The organism is Mycobacterium sp. E1747 (assembly GCF_001667775.1).
Classification (GTDB): domain Bacteria; phylum Actinomycetota; class Actinomycetes; order Mycobacteriales; family Mycobacteriaceae; genus Mycobacterium.
This window is the reverse complement of sequence record NZ_LZJI01000073.1, coordinates 1-21,673: the sequence shown is the minus strand read 5'-3', so window position 1 is coordinate 21,673 and position 21,673 is coordinate 1. Positions and strand designations below refer to the sequence as shown.

The following is a 21,673-nucleotide window of genomic DNA, read 5'->3' as shown; positions in this document are numbered from 1 at the left end:
GAGAACCGATGAACCTGCACGACGCCGGCCCGGGTTGGCTCTTCTGCCCAGCGGACCGTCCCGAGCGGTTCGCCAAGGCCGCCGCCGCGGCCGACGTGGTGATCCTTGACCTCGAGGACGGCGTGGCGGAGGCGGACAAGCCCGCCGCGCGCAAGGCGCTGCGCGAGACCCCGCTGGATCCCGACCGCACCGTGGTGCGCATCAACGCGGCCGGCACCGACGACCACGGCCGCGACCTGGACGCCCTGGCCGAGACTCCCTACACGACGGTGATGCTCTCCAAGACGGAATCGGCCGCGCAGGTTTCGGCGCTGGCGCCGCGCAACGTCATTGCGCTGATCGAAACGCCCCGCGGCGCGGTCTTCAGCACCGAGATCGCCGCCGCGCAGGGGACCATCGCCATGATGTGGGGTGCCGAGGATCTCGTCGCGGCCCTGGGCGGCAGCTCCAACCGCCTGGCTGACGGCACCTACCGCGACGTCGCCCGCCACGTCCGGTCGACGGTGCTGCTGGCGGCGTCCACCTTCGGCCGGGCCGCCCTGGATTCGGTGCATCTGGACATCCACGACGTCGAAGGCTTGCGGGCCGAGGCCGCCGACGCCGTAGCGGTGGGTTTCCATGGGACCGTCTGCATCCACCCGACCCAGATCCCCGTTGTGCGCGACGCCTACCGCCCCACCGAGGAAAAACTCGACTGGGCGCGAAGGGTATTGGCTGCGGCGCGCAGCGAGCGCGGCGTTTTCGCGTTCGAGGGTCAGATGGTGGATTCGCCGGTGCTCAAGCACGCGGAAATGCTGGTGCGCAGGGCGGGGCAGTCCGCGACCGGGTGAACTCCGCGAAAGTCACCGGCGATCCGAAATCAGAAGTCGTGGTTTTAAGCTCCGACCGGGTGCGCGCGACACGTTCGCGATCACCGCGGTCTCCTCTCATTCGGGCGCATAATGGTGGATACGCCAGTGTCGCGGCGAGCGAAGCCTTTCGGGTAGCTGGCGATCGGCTTCGGCTCGCGGTAGGTCCCGGCTGAGTTTTTGCTGTGACCCCTGCGGCACCGAAGTAGGGAGACGGTATGGCGATGGTGCCCCAATTGCCGATGACCGTCGACCTCGAGCCCGTGCAACTCGTCGCCGCCGACGGCGCTCCGACCCAAGAACCCCGGTACGGCCGCGATCTTCCGGCCGAGACGCTGTGCTGGCTCTACGAAATGATGGTGGTCACCCGCGAGCTGGACACCGAGTTCGTCAACCTCAAACGCCAGGGGGAGTTGGCGCTGTTCGCGTCTTGTCGCGGTCAGGAGGCCGCCCAGGTGGGTGCGACGGCCTGTCTGCGCAAGACGGACTGGCTGTTTCCCCAATACCGCGAACTCGGTGCGTACCTGGTCCGCGGCATCCCGCCCGGGCACGTCGGCGCGGTTTGGCGCGGAACCTGGCACGGCGGACTGGAATTCACCAAGAAATGCTGCGCCCCGACCTCGATCCCGATCGGCACCCAGACCCTGCACGCCGTCGGCGCCGCGATGGCCGCCCAGCGCCTCGGCGAGGATTCGGTGACGGTGGCCTTCCTCGGTGACGGCGCCACCAGTGTCGGGGACGTCCACGAGGCGCTGAATTTCGCGGCCGTGTTCGCCACGCCGTGCGTGTTTTTCGTGCAGAACAACCAGTGGGCCATCTCGGTGCCGATCTACAAACAGACCGCGGCGCCGTCCATCGCGCACAAGGCAATCGGCTACGGCATGCCCGGAATCCGGGTGGACGGAAACGATGTGCTGGCCTGCTACGCGGTGATGGCCGAGGCCGCCGCCCGCGCCCGCGCCGGCGGTGGGCCGACCCTGATCGAGGCGGTCACCTACCGGCTCGGCCCGCACACCACCTCCGACGATCCCAGCCGCTACCGGACGCAGGAGGAGGTGGACCGTTGGGCCGCGCTCGACCCGATCCCGCGCTATCGCACCTACCTTGAGCAGCAGGGGCTGTGGTCGAACCGCTTGGAAGACCGGGTCGCCGCGCGCGCCAAACGAATGCGCGCGGATCTGCGTGACGCGGTGTTCGGCGCACCCGATTTCGACATCGACGAGGTGTTCACCACGGTGTACGCCGAGATGACACCCGGTCTGGAGGCGCAGCGCCAACAGCTGCGAGCAGAACTGGACCGCAGCGATGGGGAGGCCTGAATGACCCAGCTCGCGGATCGTCCGGCCAGCTCCGACGAAACGCTCACTGCCGCAGCGTCCGACGTCGCGCAGTCGCTGACCATGGTGCAGGCGCTCAACCGTGCCCTGCATGACGCGATGGCCGCCGACGACCGGGTGCTGGTGTTCGGAGAGGACGTCTCGGTCGAGGGGGGAGTCTTCCGGGTAACCGAGGGCCTGGCCGAAACGTTCAGTGAGAAACGCTGTTTCGACACGCCGCTGGCGGAGTCGGCCATCATCGGGATCGCGGTGGGGCTGGCGCTTCGCGGCTTCGTGCCAGTGCCCGAGATCCAGTTCGACGGGTTCTCCTACCCCGCCTTCGATCAGGTGGTCAGCCACCTGGCGAAGTACCGCACTCGAACCCGCGGCGAGATCAACATGCCGGTGACGGTGCGAATCCCGTCCTTCGGCGGAATCGGTGCGGCCGAACATCATTCGGACTCCACCGAGTCGTATTGGGCCCACACCGCCGGCCTGAAGGTGGTGGTTCCGTCCAGCCCGGCGGACGCGTACTGGCTGCTTCGCCACGCGATCGCCTGCCCCGACCCGGTGATGTACCTCGAGCCGAAGCGGCGCTATCAGGTGCGCGGCACCGTCGACACCGAACGGCCCGAACCGCCGATCGGCCGGGCGATGGTGCGCCGAACCGGCTCCGATGTCACCGTCGTGACCTACGGCAGCTTGGTCAGCACCGCGGTCGGCGCCGCGGAAGAGGCCCAGCGGCAACGTGGTTGGAGCCTGGAGGTCATCGACCTGCGCTCACTCGTCCCGCTGGACTTCGATACCGTCGCGGCGTCGATTCATCGGACCGGGCGTTGCGTGGTGATGCATGAGGGGCCCCGCAGCCTGGGGTACGGCGCCGGATTGGCCGCCAGGATTCAAGAGGACATGTTCTACGAGCTCGAGGCGCCGGTGTTGCGCGCCTGCGGATTTGACACCCCCTACCCGCCGGCCCGACTGGAGCGGCTGTGGTTGCCCGGCCCCGACCGGCTGCTGGACTGCGTCGAGCGTGCGCTGGAGTTGCCATGACCGCAGGGATCAAGGAGTTCCGTGTTCCCGACCTCGGTGAGGGATTGCAGGAAGTGACGGTGACGCACTGGAACGTCGCCGCGGGCGACGACGTCGAGCTCAACCAGGTGTTGTGTTCGGTGGAGACCGCCAAGGCCGAGGTCGAGCTTCCCAGTCCCTATGCGGGGCGAATCGTCGAAACGCACGGCGCCGAAGGCGATGTGCTCGACGTGGGGGCGGTGCTCGTTCGCATCGATACGGCACCGGCGAATGGGGCCATCCCGCCGACGGCAGATACGGTGCCCACGCTCGTCGGCTACGGGGCGGACGAGGGCATCGACGCCAGCCGACGGACCGGCCGCCCGCTCGCCGCCCCTCCGGCGCGCAAACTGGCCAAGGAACTGATGGTGGACCTGCGCTCGCTGCAGCGCGATCCCGACCGCATCATCACCCGCGCGGACGTGCTGGCGGCGGCCGACCAAAACGGGGCCGACGTCCGACCCGTCCGCGGCGTGCAGGCCAGGATGGCCGAGAAGATGACGTTGTCGCACAAGGAGATCCCGGCCGCCAAAGTCAGCGTCGCGGTCGACTGCACCGAACTCTTGCGGCTGGCGGACCGAACGGCTGCCGACCAGAAGGTCACGCCGTTCGTCCTGACCATGCGGTTGTTACTCATTGCGCTGCGGCACAACGAGATTCTCAACTCGACTTGGGTCGACTCGCCCGACGGCCCGCAGGTTCGAGTCCACCGGCGGGTGCACCTGGGATTCGGAGTGGCCACCCCGCGGGGCCTGCTGGTCCCGGTGATCGCCGACGCGCACGACAAGAACACCCGCGAACTGGCAACTCGGGCAGCCGAGTTGATCAGCGGTGCGCGGGCGGGCACGCTGACGCCGGGGGAGTTGCGCGGCTCCACCTTCACCGTGTCCAACTTCGGGGCGCTGGGCGCCGACGACGGCGTGCCGGTGATCAACCACCCGGAAGCGGCCATCCTTGGGATGGGCGCCATCAAACCGCGCCCGGTCGCCGTCGACGATCAGGTCGTGGTGCGCCCGACGATGACGCTGACCTGTGTCTTCGACCATCGCGTCGCCGACGGCGCCCAAGCGGCCCGGTTCGTCACCGGACTGCGGGATCTGGTGGAGTCACCGCTGACCGCGTTGCTCGACCTGTGAGAGCTCAGGGGTGCGGCGGTACGGGGCACCAGAACAGGCCGCAGTTGAAGCTCGGCGCGCGAGAAGGAGGCGGGGGAGGCAAGTGCGGCGGGTTGTCGGTGTCCCAGCATTGGTTCCAGTACTTGTTCTCGCCCCATGCCGGGTTCCACGGCTGGTTCGGGCACCAGTACACCTGGGGCGCGGGAGCCGGTTGCGCCTGGGCGACGCCTTCGACCAGAGCCGATCCGGCCGACGCGAGGCCGCTGGCCAGTAAGGCCCCGGCGGCGATTCGGGCGAGGGTGCGGTTGATCTCCACGTGCACGTCCTTTGGTCGGGCGCCGGGCCTGCCGGCGTCTTCGTAGCAAAGCACACTCTGGCCGATCCGCTACCGATCCCAACCTATGAACCTGCGAGGGCACTACCGCCGTCGCGCCGCCGCCAGCCGCTGAGCGAATTCCGGCGACTGGATGGAGTACGCCTGCGGGCCGAGCTCCGTGCGCATCGCGAAGACGTGCTGCTCATGATCGAGCGCCCCCGGGCTGATGGTCGCGCGCATCGTCGCCTTCGTCGCCAGCACCACCTCGCGCGGGGCGGCCGCCGGCCCGGCGGCCAACTCCAGCGCCGCGGCGACCGGATCGTCAGCCGCGGTGAGCGCCAAGCCGTGCTGCACCGCGGCCTCGGCGTCGAAACGCATCCCGAAGAGCAAGGCCGCGCGGGCGACCTGGGGGCCCACCGCCCGCTGCAGCATCCAGGTCGCGCCCCCGCCCGGGTGCAATCCCAGCTTCTGGAATCGGGCGTCGAACAGGGCCCCCGGGCCCGCGATGCGCACGTCGGCGGCCAGTGCGAGATTCAGACCCGCCCCGACGGCCGCGCCGTTGACGGCGGCGATGGTCGGCAGCCGGCAGCCGCCGACGGCCATGAATCCGTCGTAGAGCTGCTGCAGGCCCTTCTCGGCTTTGTCGCCGCCCGCGGCGCCGAGCGCGCTGAGGTCCGCGCCGGCGCAGAAGGCCTTGCCGGCGCCGGTGATCACGACGGCGTGCACGTCGGGATCGGCCTCGGCCCGCTCCACGGCCTCGCGCAAGCGCGCCGACATCTCTGCGGTCACGGCGTTGCGCCGGTCGGGGTCATTGACGGTGATGAGCGCGACGCGATTGTCGACGGTGGACAAGACCAGGTCGGATTGGACCATCGGGCACCTCCGCGGCTTGGGGTTTGACGGGTCCGGGCGACGCACGAATGCTGCGCCATCGGCTGTGACTCCGGGGCACGGTAAGGGTACTGCGCGACGTGCCAACTCACGCTCGCCGGTGCGCCCCTTGCGCGTTTGAGTCAATTACCGAATCGTATTGAGTCTGCCCGCCGACGATTTGCTTTTAGTCCGGGGATGCGGGCGCCAAAGAATGGTCGTACGACGTGAATGAGTTTTCGATTGGCAGTCAGCGTTCTATCGCGGACGCTTGATTACACGGAGATAATTAAGCAGGTTAATGGTAAAACTGCTGCCGCGCGGCCGGATTCGCCGCCGGGTGTGGCATTACCCGGCCTCGGGCCGCGCCAACTTCTTCGCCAGCTGATCGAGCGCCGCTTGGCGACGTCGCACCGCGCATGCTCGGTGATCCCGCTGCGTCCCCGGTAGCACCGTCGTGGGCATTGTGTCGTGGCGCAATCTGTTGTTCGCGTAGTGGATTGCGGCATCGATCATTTCGATGTAGCGCTCCGCCTCATCGACGGCACACGTGCCCACGATGCGCTGGACCTCATCCCAGCAGGGGTACGACGAGTACCTGGCATCGAGCCCTTGCAGCGATACTTGGAGACCGAAATAGTTGCGCCAGTCTCGGCTTAGCCAGCCCCGCGTCTTGACCTCAACTTTGATCCGGTTCCCAAGGCCGGCTACGAACTTTGGTTCTCCAACTCGCACCACCGGTTGCCAGTCGTCCGACGTCACATCGACCACCCCTCGAATAGAGACGCCCTAAGTCATGATCCCCCTGCAGGCGTCATCTGCTCGCACGACACGACAATTGTTATTCCTTAGCTATCTAATTGGCAAACTCTGGGCGACGATGTGCACCCGGCACTTGTTAAGAGCCATTTACACCGCCGTGTCGTCCGGCGCGGTCACCGCTGCGGGGGGCCACCAAGGAGCTTTTGAGGATCCTCCAAGGCCCGCCGCTGATGCTGATCGCGGGCCGCAGAGGCCACCCACCCCAATGCATCGACGGCAGGAGCGCTCAATGCGAACCGTGGCGCAGAACAACACGGACAAGAAAATCGGTTACATCCGCCTGGCGATTGTCTCTGCCGTGATCGCCGCACTGATCGCGCTCGGTTTGGGTCTCATCGCCGCGAACAAACCTGCCGCGGGTCACCCGTGTTCCATGCCGAATGTGACCACGAAGGACTCGAGCGGCCACACGGTGTCCTGCGATCGAACGACCGCGAGTGCGCGTGATCTCGTGTGGAAGTTCGCACCGGCGTCGTAATGGTGGTTCGCGGTTGCACGCCGGCCATCGGATGGGTGAGGCTGGGTAGTCGATCCGGTGCACGCTGACGAGGGGATGCGCGATGGCGAAAGTTCTGTTTGTCGTGAGCGGTGCCAGTTACTGGACCCTCGAGGACGGCACGCGGCATCCCACCGGCTATTGGGCCGAGGAATTCGCGGCCCCCTACCGCGAGCTCACCGATGCCGGTCACCAAATCGTGGTTGCCACGCCGAAAGGCGTTGTGCCGCACGTGGATGTGATGAGCCTGCGTCCATCGATGGCCGGCAGCGAAGAGATCGCCCGGGAACTCGAGGAGATCCTGCGATCGGCTGACGAATTGCGCCGCCCCATCGAGTTGGCCGACGCCCGTCTCGAGGACTACGACGCCGTCTACTACCCGGGCGGCCACGGCCCGATGGAGGACCTGTGGCAGGACGCCGACTCCGGTCGCTTACTGACCGCGGCGCTCGCATCCGGCAAGCCGCTGGCCATCGTCTGCCACGCTCCGGTCGCCATGCTGGCTACTCGGCGAAACGGGGTTTCACCATTCGCCGGATATCAGGTCACGGCTTTCACCAACGACGAAGAGGACGCCGTTGGGCTGCGGGAGAAGGCGCGATGGACCGCCGAGGACGAGCTGGTGAAGATGGGCGTCGACTTCTCGCGCGGCGAACTCTGGAAGCCCTACACGTTGCGGGATCGCAATCTCTTCACGGGCCAGAACCCGGCCTCCGCCGGACCGTTGGCGAAAGAGTTCATGAAAGAACTGCGTTAAGCGACTGCCGCACGGCCGTGGGCGGTCCACACTTGAACAATGAAACCGTGTGACTTCACCGCCTGCTCGCCGATCGCAACGCGCCTGCCGTCAACGTCAGCGCGGGCGGCGTGATCGTGCCCGAACCGGACCGGCGCGGCCCGCTCAAAGGCCTTTCGGACGTCCGCGCGTTCTTCCACACCAACAAGGTGCCGCTGTTCTTCATCTCGCCGACCCCGTTCAACCTGCTCGGTGTGGACCGCTGGATACGAAACTTCTTCTACCTCACCTACTTTGACTCTTTTGAGGGCACACATTCGCGCGTGTTCGTGCCCCGGCGGCGCGACCGCCGTGATTTCGACTCGATGGACGAGGTGTGCAGCCACCTGCTCTCCGATCCCGAGACGCTCGAGTTCATCGCGGGCAAAGGCCCCGGCGGCAAATGCTGCTTTGTGATGATGAACGAGGAAATTCAGGCCCTCGCGCGGTCGGCCGGCCTCGAGGTCATGCACCCGCCGATCGAGCTGCGCAACCGCCTGGGCTCCAAGATCGTCATGACGCGCCTGGCCAACGAGGCGGGCATACCCAGCGTGCCGCACGCAATCGGACGGGTCGGTTCCTACGACGAACTGCTTACGCTCGCGCAAAACGCCGGATTGGGCGACGACCTCGTCATCTCGATCGCCTACGGCGCCGCCGGCAGCGGGACGTTCTTTGTGCACGGTCAGCGCGACTGGGACGAGCACGCCGGTGCGCTGACCTCGCAGCAGGAAGTCAAAGTCATGAAGCGCATCCGCAATGTCGAGGTGTGCCTCGAAGGTGCCGTGACCCGCCACGGCACCGTGGTCGGCCCCGCGATGACGAGTCTGGTCGGTTATTCGGAGCTGACTCCGAGCCGGGGCAGTTGGTGCGGCAACGACATCTGGCGCGAGGTGTTGCCGCCGGCCCAGACGCACGCCGCGCGGGAGATGGTGTCGAAGCTGGGCGACGTCATGCGCCGCGAGGGTTACCTCGGCTACTTCGAGGTGGACCTGCTGCATGATCTCGACTCCGATGAGCTCTACCTCGGCGAGGTGAACCCGCGCCTGAGCGGCGCGAGCCCGATGACGAACCTGACCACCGAGGCCTACGCCGACATCCCGCTGTTCCTCTTTCACCTGCTCGAGTACATGGACGTCGAGTACGAGCTCGACGTCGACGAAATCAACTCGCGCTGGGAGCGGGGCTATGGCGAAGACGAGGTCTGGGGCCAGGTGATCATCACGGAGACGTCGCCGGATATCGAGATCTTCACCGCGACGCCACGCACCGGGGTATGGCGCATCGACGACGACGGTCGGGTCTCCTTTTCACGGACCGCCAACGACTGGGCCACGCTGCTCGACGGCTCCGAGGCCTTCTACCTGCGGGTCGCCGCGCCCGGCGACTTGCGTTCCGAGGGTGCGCAACTCGGCGTGCTCGTCACTCGCTCACACCTGCAAACCGACGACTACAAGCTCAGCGAGCGCTGCCAGCGTTGGGTGAAGGGCATGAAGGCGAAGTTCGTCTCGACGCCCCTGACGCCCGCCGCGCCGATCGTCTCTCGCCTCGTCGCGCGCGCGTGAGCGCCCCGGCCGGTATCTCCCTGGACAACTGGCTGTCGGCGCCCTATGCGCATTGGTCGTTTCAACACGTCGAAGACTTCGTGCCAACGGCCATGATCCCCCGCGGGACCGGACCGGTCGCCGCGTTGCCCGCGGCAGGCGCCCCCGTCGCCGAGATCGGCCTGGCCAGCGCTGACGGGTCAGCCACCACCGTCGGGGCGGTGATGGCCGCCACGGCCACCGACGGGTGGGCCGTCGCCCACCGCGGGTCGATGGTGGCCGAGGAGTACCTGCATGGCATGGCCGCCGACACCCGGCACCTGTTGTTTTCGGTGAGCAAGTCGCTGGTGGGCGCTGTCGTCGGCGCGCTGCACGAGGTCGGCGCCATCCAGCTCGACGCGCCGGTCACGGCTTTCGTCCCCGACTTGGCGAGCTGTGGCTACGCCGGTGCGACGGTACGCCACCTGCTGGACATGAGGTCGGGCATCAAGTTCTCCGAAGACTACGACGATCCGGCCGCGGAGATACATCTGCTCGACCAGGCGATGGGGTGGGCGCCCAGGCGAAACTCGGACGCCCCCGCCACGCTGCGTGAGTTCCTGCTGACCCTGCGGCAGAAATCGGCGCACGGCGGCCCGTTCGAATACCGCTCGTGTGAAACCGACGTGCTCGGCTGGATCTGCGAGGCCGCCGGCGGTCAGCGGATGCCGGAACTGATGTCGGAACTGCTGTGGAGTCGCATCGGCGCCGAGTGCGACGCCACCATCGCGGTCGACTCCGTCGGCACCGGCTTTTTCGACGGCGGCGTCAACGCCTGCCTCACCGACCTGGTCCGGTTCGGTTCGTTGTTCCTGCGCGACGGTGTGTCGTTGACCGGTCGGCAAGTGGTGCCGGCGGCGTGGCTCGCCGACACCTTCGACGGCGGAACCGACTCGCGGGAGGCGTTCGCCGCCAGTCCCGACCACGACACCGATCTTCCCGGCGGGATGTACCGCAACCAGATGTGGTTTCCGTACCCGGGCAGCAATGTCGTGCTGTGCCTTGGCATGTGCGGCCAGATGGTCTACGTCAACCGCGCCGCGGAGGTCGTCGCCGCCAAGGTGTCCACCCAGGCCCACTCCCACGAACCGCACATGTTGGACACGCTGCGCGCATTCGATGCGGTGGCACACGAACTGGCTGGTGTCGCGGGTTAGCGCCCGCCGGCCGCCTGTGGACGATCCGGTCCCTGAGCGAGGTTCAGCGACTGGCCGCGAGCTGTGGTTCGCCGTCGTGCGCCAGTTGTGGTGCCGGAACGCTCATCAACCCGAGTTCGAACTGCCCGAGCATTTCGTAACTCTGGTCCGGGGTGACGGGCTGGAACGGTCCACTTCGCGCGTCGCGGTAGAGCCGCTCGAGGAGATTGCCGCGACGGAACGTCGAGCCACCGATCAAGCGCATGCCGGTCTCGGTGATGTCCTGGGCCGTCTCACATACAAACAGCTTTACCGGATTCAGTAGTGCCGGCCGGGCCATCGGATCCCAGTTCGCGTCACGCCCCTCGATGAGCAGTCGGCAGGACATCTCGAGTAGACGCTCGGCCTGTTCCAGGCGGCTTTTCAAACGGCCGACGTCGTGCTGCACCCAGCCCTTCTCTCGCAACGGATTGTCGGAGGCGGCCGCGGTGGCACCAAGGCTCTTCTTTTGCAGGGTTTTCAGCATGGATGCATATGCCTTGTCCGCCAGCCCGAGGTAGACGCCCGAGAAGGTCATCGTGACCCACTCGAGTTGCGCGAACAACCCGCCCCGCATGGTGCCGACAAGTGCGTCGGTCGGCACGATCGCGTCGGTGAACATCACGGTCTGCGTGCCGGTGGCGCGCATACCGTGGGTGTTCCATGTCCGCAGGACCTCAACGCCGGGCGAGTTTTTGTCGACGATGAAGATCTGCTCGCGATTGACCTTTTCCGCGTGATCCTCCGGCAGGGTGCCGTCGGCATCAGTGACGGTCGCGCTGAACGTCAGCAGGTCGGCCGCCTCCGAGAGCGTCACCCACGACTTGCGCCCGCTGATGCGATATCCACCGTCGACCGGTGTCGCGGTCACGTCGGACAGGCCGGTGACGCCGGCGCGGTCCTCACTGAACGCGGCGCACATCAGCAGGTTCTCGTCGACGATGCGCCGCAGCCAGTACTCACGCTGCTCTTCGGTCATCATCGCCTTGTAGATGCCGAGCATGCACTGATGCATGTTGAACGCCAGCGCAATCGCGGGATCGCCGTTGGCAAGCGCGCGAGAAACCCGCGCGATCGTCCAAATATCCGCTCCGCCACCGCCGTAACGCTTGGGAACCCCGAACCGGGCCAGACCCGCTGCCTTGTAGCGCGGCACCAGCGCGAACGGGAACTGGTTCTCCTCGTCGGCTTTTGCGCCGGCGGCGTCGAACTCGACTGCCAGCTCACGAGCCGCCGCAATGACCTCCTGCTGCTCGGCCGCCGTCATCTCGACGACGTGTTCGCCCGCTGCCATTAGTTGTCCCCGATCACGGCGATGGCGTTGGCCTCGACCATCTGCTCCGGGTGGTAGAGGGCCGTCACCTGCATGTAGGTCAGGGCGGGCCAGGCGTCGCCGAAGTGCTTGGCCCAGATGTCGACACTCCCGTTGAGGGCCTGCATGTCAGTGCACATCACCGTCACGTTCACGACGTCGCGCGGGAATTGCGCACCTGCGAGCACGAGCATCCGGCCCAGGGTGCCCAGCACCCAGTCGTACTGCCCGCGGAAGTCACCGGCCGAGACGACCTCGAGGTTGTATGGGTAGTTCGTGCCGTCCTGGACACCTCGAGTCGGTGTGACCCCCGAGCAGTACAGCGTGTTGCCGGCTTGGGTGATGTCGCAGAACGAGTAGTGCGGATACGCCTCGGTGCCGAGGTAGTTGACCTCGGGGCCGTAGACGTAGCGCTTGACATGACCAGTGACGGTAGTGCTCATGGTGTGAAGTGCTCCTTTAGCGGTGTGCGTACGCCTCTACCGTGGCGATGCGGCCCCGTCGCGCACATCGGACCGTCGACGGAATGGCCTCCGCCAAAGGTGCCGATTGCTCCCGGTAAGCCGGGCGGCATAGCTCAGTCGGCGGAGATCCTCGGTACCGAGTGCAGCTGCGCGATCACCTGCGAGCGATTTTTCGCACCGAGTTTGATCAGAATGCTGGTCACGTGCGCCTTGGCCGTGCGGACGCTGATGCAGAGCGCCTCGGCGATGGCGTTGTTGCTCATCCCCCGGACGAGCAGATCGAGCACCTCGTCCTCGCGCCGGCTGAGTCCCGCGCGTAGGGAAGCGCCCGAATTCAGCGGTCGCAAGGTCGCCAGCCTGCCGACCTCGGCGTCGACGGCGGCCAGGGTCTCGCGCAGCCGAAGCTGCTGAAAGCGCAAGCGTTCGAGGAGGAACGCCCGCTCGTAGACGTGACTGAACACCACGGTGAAGGCGTTGAGGATGTTGCGGTCGGTCTCGTCACAGGGTCGACCGCCGACCCCGTGGTCGGCGTGGAACAGGCCGGAAACCTGCCCGCCCGGATCGATCGGAGCCACCGCGTACGAGGTCGATCGGCTCTGCCGGATCATGTCATGGCCGCCGGCTTGGCGGGTATCGATGACGTCGGGATGACGTTCGGCGACAACATGTTCCAGCGAGAGGTCGTGCAGGCTGATATCACCGTCGACCCAACTGGTGAACCACGGCTGCCGGCGAGCGTCGCTGCTGGCCCGCCACGGGCGGCAGCGGCTGTGATCGACGCGGGATAGCAGCACCCGCTCGAAGCCACAACTGCGGCGGACCTCATCGCAGGCGTCCTTGACGAGTACGGCGCTGTCGGTGCTCAGCTGCAGTCGCCGTAACGCCTTACTGAAGCCGCCGACGCGCAGCTCCTGCTCCGCGGCCTGGTGCCGATACAGGTCGAATGCGAGCTCTTGCAGATCTGCCGCCAGCCCCGTCAGGGAGTCGGCGACAGAGCTACCCGATGGCTGGGTGACCAGCACCTCGGAGATGGCGCTGACCAGCGCGATCATCTCTGCGGCACGGTCGGTGTCCTCCGCCGGTGCGGTCCGCAGCAGGACGCTCGCCCGGATGCGCAGTTCATCGGTGCGTCGGTCGAGATCGCGCTGCCGGCGGGACGAAGAATTCAGGGTCGGGCTGGTCATTCGGGTTCGGTCCCACCCGCCATGCGCAGGTAACGCGCCACAGCCTCAGCACGCGTACGGGTGTGCAGCTTGCGCATGATCGCGGCGACATGACTTTTGATCGTCGCTTCGCCGAGGATCAGCTCCGCGGCGATCTCGGCGTTGCGCTGACCACGAGCCATGCATTGCATGACCTCGAGTTCGCGTGGCGAAAGCACTTTGGCGGCAGCCGAGTTGGCGCCGGCCGGCAGGGAGTGCCCGCCCGGCAACGGCGCGCCGTCCAGGGGTATCGGTTGGCCCGGCGCCGCATCGGCCGGGTCGGGGTCGGGGCGCTGCGACCCGCGTACCAACGTGGTCCGCAGCTGTAAGTTGTCCAGCAGCAGACCCAGGCCGTCGGCGAACTGACCGGCGGTCTCCTGAGCGACGACGTCGAGTCGGCCCCGCGTCGGTTCCCGGTCGGCGTGGATCAACAACTCCACGTCGCCGGCCGCAAGCACCGGAGCCACGACATAGCTTGCGCTGCCCGTGGAGCGACCGAAGTCAGAACCTTGGGCGGCGTCCCCGTCGACCAGAAGAGCGTGGCGGCTGTCGAGGCAGGCTCGTTCGGGTGCCCCCAGCACGGCGGGGATGCCGCGCAGACGCTTCTCCAACGTCGCCAGCGCGCCACCCGACGTGCTACCGGCGACGGCTTGCACAATCCAGGATGACGCGGTCACTCGTGAGACGAACACCCGGTCGGCGCCGATGCATGACACTGCTGCGTGCGCTGCGGCCTCGATCAGTGCCGGTGCGGTATCGGCGGTGCGAAGGCCGTCCAATTGCTCGTACACCGCGCTGACGGCGCCCGCCGGCGACACCGAGTCGCCGCGCTTGAGCTGGGCCGCACGGGCCTGTGCCAGTTCGGCGAGCATCCCGGTGAGCTCAGCGGACACCCGCGGCGGATGGCCCGGCGAACGCAGCACTGCTCGTAGCTCGGCGCTGAGGCGCTCCAGCGGACGCGGATCGACAGCCGTGCGCGCCTGGTCGCAGGCCTGGCGGACGCGACCACCGAACCCAGCGAGCACCGCCCGCTCAGGGCTGGCGGTCGATGCGAGCGTCATGGGTCCTCCTTCGCCGAAGGATAACTCCGGCGCTGCGCGCGGCATGGGCAAATAGCGGTACGAACGCGTGCCGTCGCTGCGCGTCGAGTCATGAGACCGACCGACGACGGTGGTGCCGTCGTTCGGATTCGGCGCCCGCCGGTCCGTTGAGACGAATCGGTGCGCGATCAACCAGGCCTTTCCGAGCGGGACGAAGACATCGCGGTAGCGGCCGTAGTGGTCCGGACCGATCCCGGTGAACACCGTGAAATACGACGAGACCTGCGCGGGCTCCGCAGTGAGCTCAACACGGCTGTAGCAGGCGATCGCGACTACACGCCTTCCAAGCCTTCGGCATGTCGCGTGCAGGGGTCCTGGCAGGCGCAGTTAACCCCGGGCAGTACTTGGTGTACGACGCGGACGCCGCTACGAATGGTGAGGACCGCGACGACCCCACCGCTCGCGGAGACTGCAGCGACAATGAGCATTGCAACTGCGAAGCTGCGGCCGAGCGGTTGTCCGATGCCGGCGTCGACACCGGCCGCGGTTGGCAAGACCGCGACGGCGAGCAGTCCGCCAAGGCGCGCGACCGCGTTGTTGACGCCTGAAGCGGTTCCGGCAAGCTCTTCCGGCACGGTGGCGAGGACCGCGGCGGTGAGCGGCGCGACGGTGAACGCCAAGCCGAGGCCGAAGACGGTGACTGCAGGCAGCACCGCTTCGAGATATGACGACCCCGGGGTGATGCGTGCCATAAAGGCCAGTCCGGCTGCGGCAAACAGTGGGCCGATTGTCATGGGCAGCCGCGGACCCGCACGCTCCGCGAAGGCCCCGGCCAACGGCGAGCCGAGCAACATGATGACGGTGGTGGGCAGCGTCGCGAGGCCGGCGGCTAGCGCCGAGTAATCGAGGCTTTGCTGCAACTGCAGCGCCAACAAAAAGAGAGCGCCTCCGAGCGCGGCATAGACGGCGAGAGTGGTGAGGTTCGCGCCAGTGAATTGGCGTAAGCGAAATAACTGCAGCGGTAGCACCGGGGCGGCGGCACGCGACTCGATCAACGCAAACATCACGAGTGCCGCGACGCCGATTGCGGCGGCCGCCACGGTGACCGAAGTCCAGCCGCGAGAAGGGGTTTCGATCAGCGCGTAGATGACGCCCGCAAGGCCGACCACGGCCGCTGCGGCGCCGAGGACATCAGGGCCTCCGCGTGCGGTGGTGTTGCTCGATTCGGGAACGTGGCGAGCCGCGATCCACACCGCGGCGGCAGCCAGTGGAACGTTCACAAAGAAGATCCATCGCCAGGATGCGGCGTCGACAAGCCAACCACCGATCAACGGACCGAGCGCCGAGGTCACCCCGGACATGCCCGCCCAAATCCCCACGGCACGCCCTCGGTCTTGGTCTTTGATTCCGACGTCGATCAATGCAAGACTGCCGGGAACCAACGCTGCCGCGCCGACGCCTTGAACCATCCGTGCGCCAATCAGCCAGCTCACGGTCGGCGATAGTCCGCAGGCGAGAGAGGCCACGGTAAAAACGGCCAAGCCGCCGATAAAAATACGGCGCCGGCCATAACGGTCGCCCGCCGCGCCTCCGGAAAGCAGCAACGTCGCCAGCGACAGCAGGTAGCCGTCGAGTACCCACTGCTGGCCCGTCAACCCGGTGCGCAAGTCACGTCCGATAGCGGGGAGCGCGACATTGACCACTGTGCCGTCGAGAAAGGCGATGCCAGAGCCAAGGACCGCAGCTGCGATCAGCCACCGCGCCGCAGGCGACGTCAGCGGAACTCGCTGCGCGGCAATGGCTTTTCGTTCGGCGGTCATCCGCGTGTTCGGTAGGCGCTCCACCGATTCGGGTCGTCTTCCAACGCGGCGCGGTTCCAGCCAGCATTGAGCGCCGCCGCTTCATAGGTGTCTTGGAGAAAACCGAGCAGCGTCCGATCTGGGTCAGTCGCCCGCCGCACAACCTCATACGGCAAGACGAATTCACCGAGATCTTTGCGGTAACCACCCTCGGCGGGGCTGACCGCGTGGTCGGCGAATCCGTCGGGCTCCGGATAGGCGTAAGCGTAGAACGCACCCTCATCACCCCCGCCCGGCCAAAACCCGCAGCTGCTCAGTTCGTGTGAGTAGCCCTCGACCATGACCCAGTCCCCACAATTCGGCGCACCACCGGGATGGCGAGGCGCTTTGCGGCCGGAAAATCGAGTACACGCGAGATCCATTGCGCCCCAGAAGAAATGCACGGGGCTTACCTTGCCGACGAAGCGCGACCGGAACTGCCCAAGTACCCGGTCGGCATGAAGGAGCTGGCGCCAGAACAGGTTGGCGGCGGTAGGGTCGTACGACGCGTGCTCGGTGTCCTCAGTGAACGGCAGGGCCGGGTCGACTTCGTTGGGATGTGACTGGATGCGCGTGGGGAGTGCCAGTTCATCCAATGCCCGCATGGTCCGCGCGTAGAATTCGGCGACCGACATCGCTTCCAGGGCCACGGCACGGGTGGTGCCGGCGCTGCTTCGAATCCGCAACTGGTGATCGATGAAATCGAATTCGATGTCGAAGACCTCGGCCCCATACGGAATTGCCGAGGTTGTCAACCCGCGGGGAGTCACGTACGAAGTGACTTGCCACCAATGGTTGACCATCGGCGAGTGGGCGAGTCGCACCTTGCCGACGATCTGCATCCACATGTGCAGTGTGGCCCGCGTCGGAGCCCAGTCGTCAATTCGGAGGCTGGGCCACGCATCGTTGTCCTGCGTCATCGGCTGATCACTCCTGCGTCGGTGCGGCATCTAGCGGCCAGGTCTTTAGTCAAGCACTTACCCGTGCTGCGGACGAGGCGTAACGTTTTCCACGCGCCGCGGGCCTATTCGGACATAGCGGGTCCCAAAGCGCACCGCGGCCGTGAGGTGTGACTCGATGTCCGGTATGCAATTCGGGATTTTTACGGTCGGTGACGTCACCGAGGATCCGACGACGGGCTACACACCCACCGCAGCCGAGCGCATCCGTGCCACGGTGATGATCGCGGAGAAAGCCGAAGAGGTCGGTCTTGACGTGTTCGCCACCGGCGAGCACCACAACCCGCCGTTCGTGCCGTCCTCGCCGACAACCCTGTTGGGCTACATCGCGGCAAAGACCGAGCGGATCATTCTTTCCACCTCGACGACATTGATCACCACGAACGATCCGGTGAAGATCGCCGAGGACTTCGCCGTGCTGCAGCATCTTTCCGAGGGACGGGTGGACGTGATGCTTGGCCGCGGGAACACCGGGCCGGTCTACCCCTGGTTCGGCCAAGACATCCGGGCAGCGATCCCGTTGACCGTCGAGCATTACGGCCTCCTGAGGCGGCTGTGGCGCGAAGACGTCGTCGACTGGAGCGGCAATTACCGCACGCCGTTACAGGGCTTCACCCTGACGCCCCGACCGTTGGACGGAGTGCCACCGTTCGTGTGGCACGGGTCAATCCGGACCCCGGAGGTCGCTGAATTGGCCGCGTATCACGGCGACGGTTTCTTCGCCAACCACATCTTCTGGCCGTCGTGGCACACCAAACGAATGGTGCAGTTGTACCGGCAACGGTTCGAGCACTACGGGCATGGCACCGCCGATCAGGCGATTGTGGGTCTCGGCGGGCAGGTTTTCATGCGACCCAACAGTCAGGATGCGACCGCGGAGTTTCGGCCCTATTTCGACAATGCCCCGGTCTACGGGCACGGCCCGAGTCTGGAGGAGTTCACCGCCCAGACACCGTTGACCGTCGGTTCACCACAGCAGGTGATCGATCGGACGCTGGGTTTCCGCGAATATGCCGGCGACTACCAGCGGCAGTTGTTCCTGATTGACCACGCCGGTCTACCGCTGAAGGTGGTGTTGGAACAACTCGACCTGCTTGGAGAAGAAGTGATACCGGTACTGCGCAAGGAGTTTGCGATCGGCAGACCGGACCACGTGCCCGACGCTCCCACGCATGAGGCGCTGGTCAAGGCGGCGACCAGCAGCGACTCCGGCGCTAGCAGCGCACAACGGCCCGCCACTTCAGGGCAGGACCGCGCATGACGAAGTTGGCAATCATCAGCGGCGGGCTGCGAGAACCGTCATCGACCCGGCTGCTGGCCGACCGGATTACCGCGGCGGTGCGTGCGGCGTTGGCGGACCGGAACCTGACCGCGACCGCATCGGTGATCGAGCTGCGCCCCCTGGCCCGCCCGATCGTGGACGCGATGCTGGCAGGGTTCGCCGCGCCGGACCTCGAATCCGCCTTCGACACGGTCGCCGACGCCGACGGGGTGATTGCCGTGACCCCGGCATTCAATGCCTCGTTCAGCGGGTTGTTCAAATCGTTTTTTGACGTGTTGCCGGAGCAAACCCTGTCGGACATGCCAGTGCTGATCGCGGCGACCGGTGGTACCGAGCGGCACTCGCTGGTGCTCGAACACGCGTTGCGGCCGATGTTCTCCTACCTGCATGCGGTGGTGTCGCCGACGGGGGTGTACGCGGCCACTCATGACTTCGGCGCCCAACATGGTTCCGTTGGCCTCTCGGAGAGGATCCGCAAAGCCGCCGACGATTTCGCTCGGCTCGTACAAGCGTGCGGTCCCCGCACTCGTCGGGATGTGTTTTCCGAGGAGCTGACCGACATGGAGCGCCTGCTGGCCGGGTGGCAGCCACCAGAAGGGGGCGAAAACGTCGAAGACTGAGTCGGTGTGCGGCCGTGGCGCCAAGGAACCCTGTTGAGAGCGACCTCCGAATCACCCTTTCTGGTGTTGGGTGCCACCGGTGGGCAGGGTGGCGCGGTTGCCACCGCGTTGCTGGCCCACGGAGCCCGGGTGCGCGCAATGGTGCGGCGTCCAGACGTGCCGTCGGTTCGGCGGCTGCGTGAGCGCGGCGTCGAGATTGTCGTCGGCTCTCTCGACGACCGCAGTGCGCTTGACGTGGCGGCGCGCGGTGTCGCAGGAGTATTCGCGCTGACCACCCCGTTCGACGCGGGGGTCGATGCCGAGGTGGCCCAGGGCCGTGCGATCGTCAGGGCGGCCATCGACGAGCAGGTGCCACACCTGGTGTTCAGTTCGGTCGCCGGCGCGGATCAGCGCACCGGTGTGCCGCATTTCGAAAGCAAAGCCATCATCGAGGCAGAGCTGACCGCAAGCGGTGTGCCGTACACCATTACCGCCCCCACCTATTTCTTCGACAATGCGCTCGGCGGAATGGACCGCATCAATGCCGGGGTGCTCGATCTGCCATTGCCGCCCGATCGTCCGTTGCAACAGTTGGCCCGTCCGGACTTGGGTGCGTTCGTCGCGAAGGTGCTAGCGAATCCGGAGCCGTACTTGGGGCGGCGCATCGAGCTGGCCGGCGACGCTCCGACGCCGGCGCAGATGGCCGACGCGCTCAGCGCGGCGCTGGGGCACACCGTGCGACATGAACAGACCCCGCTGGAGTCCATCGCCAATCCCGATATGCACGCGATGTGGCAGTTCCTCAACGGCCCGGGTTACCGCGTAGACATCGAGGCCCTACACACCGCGAACCCGGACATCCGGTGGCAGTCGTTCGCCGACTGGACGCGGCGCGTCTTCGGATCCCAAAGCTGAAGGAGGCGGGCACCGATATGAATGTTCTGGTGGGGAGGCGGGCACTGGTAACCGGTGGCTCGCGGGGTATCGGCGCGGCGATCGTCAAGCGGTTGGCCGCCGACGGCGCGATGGTGGGGTTCACCTACGCCGCTTCGGGAACTGCGGCAGAGACGCTGCGGGCGGAGGTGTCGGAACGGGGCGGCGCGGCGGTAGCCATTCGGGCCGATAGCGCCGACGCGCAACAGGTGACCGATGCGGTCGATGCCGCGGTGGCGGCCTTCGGCGGCTTAGACATCCTGGTGAACAACGCCGGCCTGAGTAACTCCGGTGTCGCCGAATCTTTTGCGTTGCAGGACTTCGATCGGATGCTGGCGGTCAATGTTAGGGGCGTATTCGTGGCGATCCAGCGGGCGATTCCGCACCTAGGTGCCGGTGGCCGCATCGTCACCACGGGCAGCATCTTCGCTGACCGCGTTCCGCATCCGGGCAGCGCTGTCTATGCCATGACCAAGGCCGCGCTCGGCGGGTTGACGCGCGGGCTGGCCCGCGAGCTGGGCCCGCGCGGCATCACGGTCAATGTCATCCAGCCGGGGCCTACGGCGACCGACGCTAATCCGGATGTGGGCAAATTCGCCGACGCCATGCGGCAACTCACGGCGGTCGGTCACTACGGCCGCGCCGAGGACATCGCCAGCGCCGTGGCTTACCTGGTAAGTCCGGAGGCAGACTTCATCACCGGCATTACCTGGAACGTCGACGGCGGGTTTAGCGCCTGACCGACACGGCCCGATGACGCTGCTCTGCCGACGCTCGCCTCCTCATGAGGGGGTGTCAAGGATCAACCGAAGTAGGTGTCACGCATCAGCCGAAACACTGTCAGGCATCACCCGAAGCAGGAATGTCAAGCATCAGCCGACGTCATACATTACGTTGGGTGCCCCCGGCACGACTCGAACGTGCGACCTAGGGATTAGAAGGCCCTTGCTCTATCCACCTGAGCTACGGAGGCAATGCGCAGGTCAGTCTATTCCAACGGCGTGTCGCGACACGACTCGCCGCCGCGTCGCGCACGAAAAGCGTTCGCGCACCGCAAGTATCGGCTATTGTTGGGGCCCTTGACACACGTACAACACCGGCTGCTCATCGGCCGTTTACCGCATTGGGACGTGTGCATAGCGTCGACGGGTGGCGTTGTCATGAGCGTGACCATGCACTTGACTTCACGGTGCTCGTGGGCCAGTGGCCAGGCGTCACGCTTGGCGGCCGATGCGATGGACGCCTACCGGGCCGGCGCACTGTTGCTGCGCGGTTCACCGTTTGCGCTGGGGTGTCTCGCCGGCTGGCTGTCCACGGAGTTTCCCCCGCACGTCCTCACCGGCCACGCGTTGTCGCGGGTCTCGCACCCATCCATCGGCCGCGTCGGCGCCAGCTGGGCGGCGCAGCGGGCGGATCGGGCCCTCACCGCGGCTCTCGAGGAGTCGTTCGGCGCGGACTTCCGCGAGCAGGTGTGCCACCCGGGCGCCACCAAGCCGGTCTGCGCACCGCGCGGCGGCGTGTTGGGCCGGCCCGGTCCGCATCGCCGGTACGCGGCGCAGACCTCCAACATCTCCTACGGCCCGGGCGGCCGCGACAACCTGCTCGACGTCTGGCGGCGCCACGATCTCGCGCCGGGGTGCCGGGCACCGGTGCTGATCCA

Annotated in this window: 21 protein-coding genes, 1 tRNA gene and 1 pseudogene; 13 read left to right on the top strand and 10 right to left on the bottom strand. The window is 66.6% G+C overall.

Annotation, left to right across the window (positions count from 1 at the left end; translation table 11 throughout):
- Positions 1-8: 8 nt before the first annotated feature.
- From A5695_RS07720 to A5695_RS07705, 4 genes are all read left to right on the top strand, one after another.
- Positions 9-830, top strand: coding sequence for a CoA ester lyase (locus A5695_RS07720; protein WP_068079658.1), 822 nt, complete (start codon positions 9-11; stop codon positions 828-830).
- Between the two features lie 236 nt (positions 831-1,066).
- Positions 1,067-2,167: a pyruvate dehydrogenase (acetyl-transferring) E1 component subunit alpha gene (pdhA, locus tag A5695_RS07715; RefSeq protein ID WP_068079656.1), complete on the top strand. Its 1,101-nt coding sequence runs from the start codon at positions 1,067-1,069 to the stop codon at positions 2,165-2,167.
- Complete coding sequence (bkdB, locus tag A5695_RS07710; RefSeq protein ID WP_068079654.1) at positions 2,168-3,214, top strand: 3-methyl-2-oxobutanoate dehydrogenase subunit beta; 1,047 nt, start codon at positions 2,168-2,170, stop codon at positions 3,212-3,214. It begins immediately after the preceding gene.
- Positions 3,211-4,368: a dihydrolipoamide acetyltransferase family protein gene (locus A5695_RS07705; protein WP_068079652.1), complete on the top strand. Its 1,158-nt coding sequence runs from the start codon at positions 3,211-3,213 to the stop codon at positions 4,366-4,368. The genes bkdB and A5695_RS07705 overlap by 4 nt, the downstream gene beginning before the upstream one ends.
- A 4-nt stretch (positions 4,369-4,372) precedes the next feature.
- On the opposite strand, the gene A5695_RS07700 is transcribed toward A5695_RS07705, so the two are convergent.
- The 3 genes from A5695_RS07700 to A5695_RS07690 all read right to left on the bottom strand — a co-directional run bounded on the left by A5695_RS07700 (position 4,373) and on the right by A5695_RS07690 (position 6,295).
- A complete protein-coding gene (locus tag A5695_RS07700; protein ID WP_156749511.1) occupies positions 4,373-4,663 on the bottom strand; it encodes a hypothetical protein in 291 nt (96 codons plus the stop codon).
- A gap of 102 nt (positions 4,664-4,765) precedes the next feature.
- Positions 4,766-5,536, bottom strand: a complete 771-nt coding sequence (locus A5695_RS07695; RefSeq protein WP_068079648.1) for an enoyl-CoA hydratase — start codon at positions 5,534-5,536, stop codon at positions 4,766-4,768.
- 345 nt (positions 5,537-5,881) lie between these two features.
- Complete coding sequence (locus A5695_RS07690; protein WP_068079751.1) at positions 5,882-6,295, bottom strand: hypothetical protein; 414 nt, start codon at positions 6,293-6,295, stop codon at positions 5,882-5,884.
- Between the two features lie 289 nt (positions 6,296-6,584).
- On the opposite strand from A5695_RS07690, the gene A5695_RS07685 reads away from it, so the two are divergent.
- The 4 genes from A5695_RS07685 to A5695_RS07670 all read left to right on the top strand — a co-directional run bounded on the left by A5695_RS07685 (position 6,585) and on the right by A5695_RS07670 (position 10,366).
- Positions 6,585-6,833: a hypothetical protein gene (locus A5695_RS07685; protein WP_068079646.1), complete on the top strand. Its 249-nt coding sequence runs from the start codon at positions 6,585-6,587 to the stop codon at positions 6,831-6,833.
- Between the two features lie 82 nt (positions 6,834-6,915).
- Positions 6,916-7,608: a type 1 glutamine amidotransferase domain-containing protein gene (locus A5695_RS07680; protein WP_068079643.1), complete on the top strand. Its 693-nt coding sequence runs from the start codon at positions 6,916-6,918 to the stop codon at positions 7,606-7,608.
- 110 nt (positions 7,609-7,718) lie between these two features.
- Positions 7,719-9,191 carry a biotin carboxylase gene (locus tag A5695_RS07675; RefSeq protein ID WP_068079642.1) on the top strand — a complete coding sequence of 491 codons (1,473 nt, stop codon included), beginning with the start codon at positions 7,719-7,721 and terminating at the stop codon, positions 9,189-9,191.
- A complete protein-coding gene (locus A5695_RS07670; protein WP_068079640.1) occupies positions 9,188-10,366 on the top strand; it encodes a serine hydrolase domain-containing protein in 1,179 nt (392 codons plus the stop codon). Before A5695_RS07675 ends, A5695_RS07670 begins: the two co-directional genes overlap by 4 nt.
- Before the next feature lie 43 nt (positions 10,367-10,409).
- On the opposite strand, the gene A5695_RS07665 is transcribed toward A5695_RS07670, so the two are convergent.
- The 6 genes from A5695_RS07665 to A5695_RS07640 form a co-directional block, all read right to left on the bottom strand.
- A complete protein-coding gene (locus A5695_RS07665; RefSeq protein ID WP_197515390.1) occupies positions 10,410-11,678 on the bottom strand; it encodes an acyl-CoA dehydrogenase family protein in 1,269 nt (422 codons plus the stop codon).
- Positions 11,678-12,139 (bottom strand): RidA family protein, encoded by a 462-nt coding sequence (locus A5695_RS07660; protein ID WP_068079638.1) that lies wholly within the window; start codon positions 12,137-12,139, stop codon positions 11,678-11,680. Before A5695_RS07660 ends, A5695_RS07665 begins: the two co-directional genes overlap by 1 nt.
- 134 nt (positions 12,140-12,273) lie before the next feature.
- Positions 12,274-13,344 (bottom strand): helix-turn-helix transcriptional regulator, encoded by a 1,071-nt coding sequence (locus A5695_RS07655; RefSeq protein WP_068079636.1) that lies wholly within the window; start codon positions 13,342-13,344, stop codon positions 12,274-12,276.
- Positions 13,341-14,423, bottom strand: coding sequence for a helix-turn-helix transcriptional regulator (locus A5695_RS07650; protein ID WP_197515389.1), 1,083 nt, complete (start codon positions 14,421-14,423; stop codon positions 13,341-13,343). Before A5695_RS07650 ends, A5695_RS07655 begins: the two co-directional genes overlap by 4 nt.
- Positions 14,424-14,734: 311 nt before the next feature.
- Complete coding sequence (locus tag A5695_RS07645; protein WP_068079632.1) at positions 14,735-16,222, bottom strand: MFS transporter; 1,488 nt, start codon at positions 16,220-16,222, stop codon at positions 14,735-14,737.
- Positions 16,219-17,160, bottom strand: coding sequence for a DUF5996 family protein (locus A5695_RS07640; RefSeq protein ID WP_068079630.1), 942 nt, complete (start codon positions 17,158-17,160; stop codon positions 16,219-16,221). Before A5695_RS07640 ends, A5695_RS07645 begins: the two co-directional genes overlap by 4 nt.
- Positions 17,161-17,326: 166 nt before the next feature.
- On the opposite strand from A5695_RS07640, the gene A5695_RS07635 reads away from it, so the two are divergent.
- From A5695_RS07635 to A5695_RS07620, 4 genes are read left to right on the top strand one after another with little or no spacing between them, the layout of a single operon-like run.
- Positions 17,327-18,460 carry an LLM class flavin-dependent oxidoreductase gene (locus tag A5695_RS07635; RefSeq protein WP_068079628.1) on the top strand — a complete coding sequence of 378 codons (1,134 nt, stop codon included), beginning with the start codon at positions 17,327-17,329 and terminating at the stop codon, positions 18,458-18,460.
- Positions 18,457-19,101, top strand: a complete 645-nt coding sequence (locus tag A5695_RS07630) for an FMN reductase (RefSeq protein ID WP_068079625.1) — start codon at positions 18,457-18,459, stop codon at positions 19,099-19,101. The genes A5695_RS07635 and A5695_RS07630 overlap by 4 nt, the downstream gene beginning before the upstream one ends.
- A 33-nt stretch (positions 19,102-19,134) precedes the next feature.
- Positions 19,135-19,995 (top strand): NmrA/HSCARG family protein, encoded by an 861-nt coding sequence (locus tag A5695_RS07625; RefSeq protein ID WP_068079747.1) that lies wholly within the window; start codon positions 19,135-19,137, stop codon positions 19,993-19,995.
- A 17-nt stretch (positions 19,996-20,012) separates the two neighbouring features.
- Positions 20,013-20,753, top strand: a complete 741-nt coding sequence (locus A5695_RS07620) for a 3-oxoacyl-ACP reductase family protein (protein ID WP_068079623.1) — start codon at positions 20,013-20,015, stop codon at positions 20,751-20,753.
- A gap of 159 nt (positions 20,754-20,912) precedes the next feature.
- Here A5695_RS07620 and A5695_RS07615 read toward each other — a convergent pair.
- Positions 20,913-20,986 (bottom strand) — tRNA-Arg (locus A5695_RS07615).
- A gap of 187 nt (positions 20,987-21,173) precedes the next feature.
- Between A5695_RS07615 and A5695_RS07610 the strand changes: the two are divergent.
- A pseudogene (locus A5695_RS07610) lies at positions 21,174-21,673 on the top strand (alpha/beta hydrolase); the annotation flags it as partial.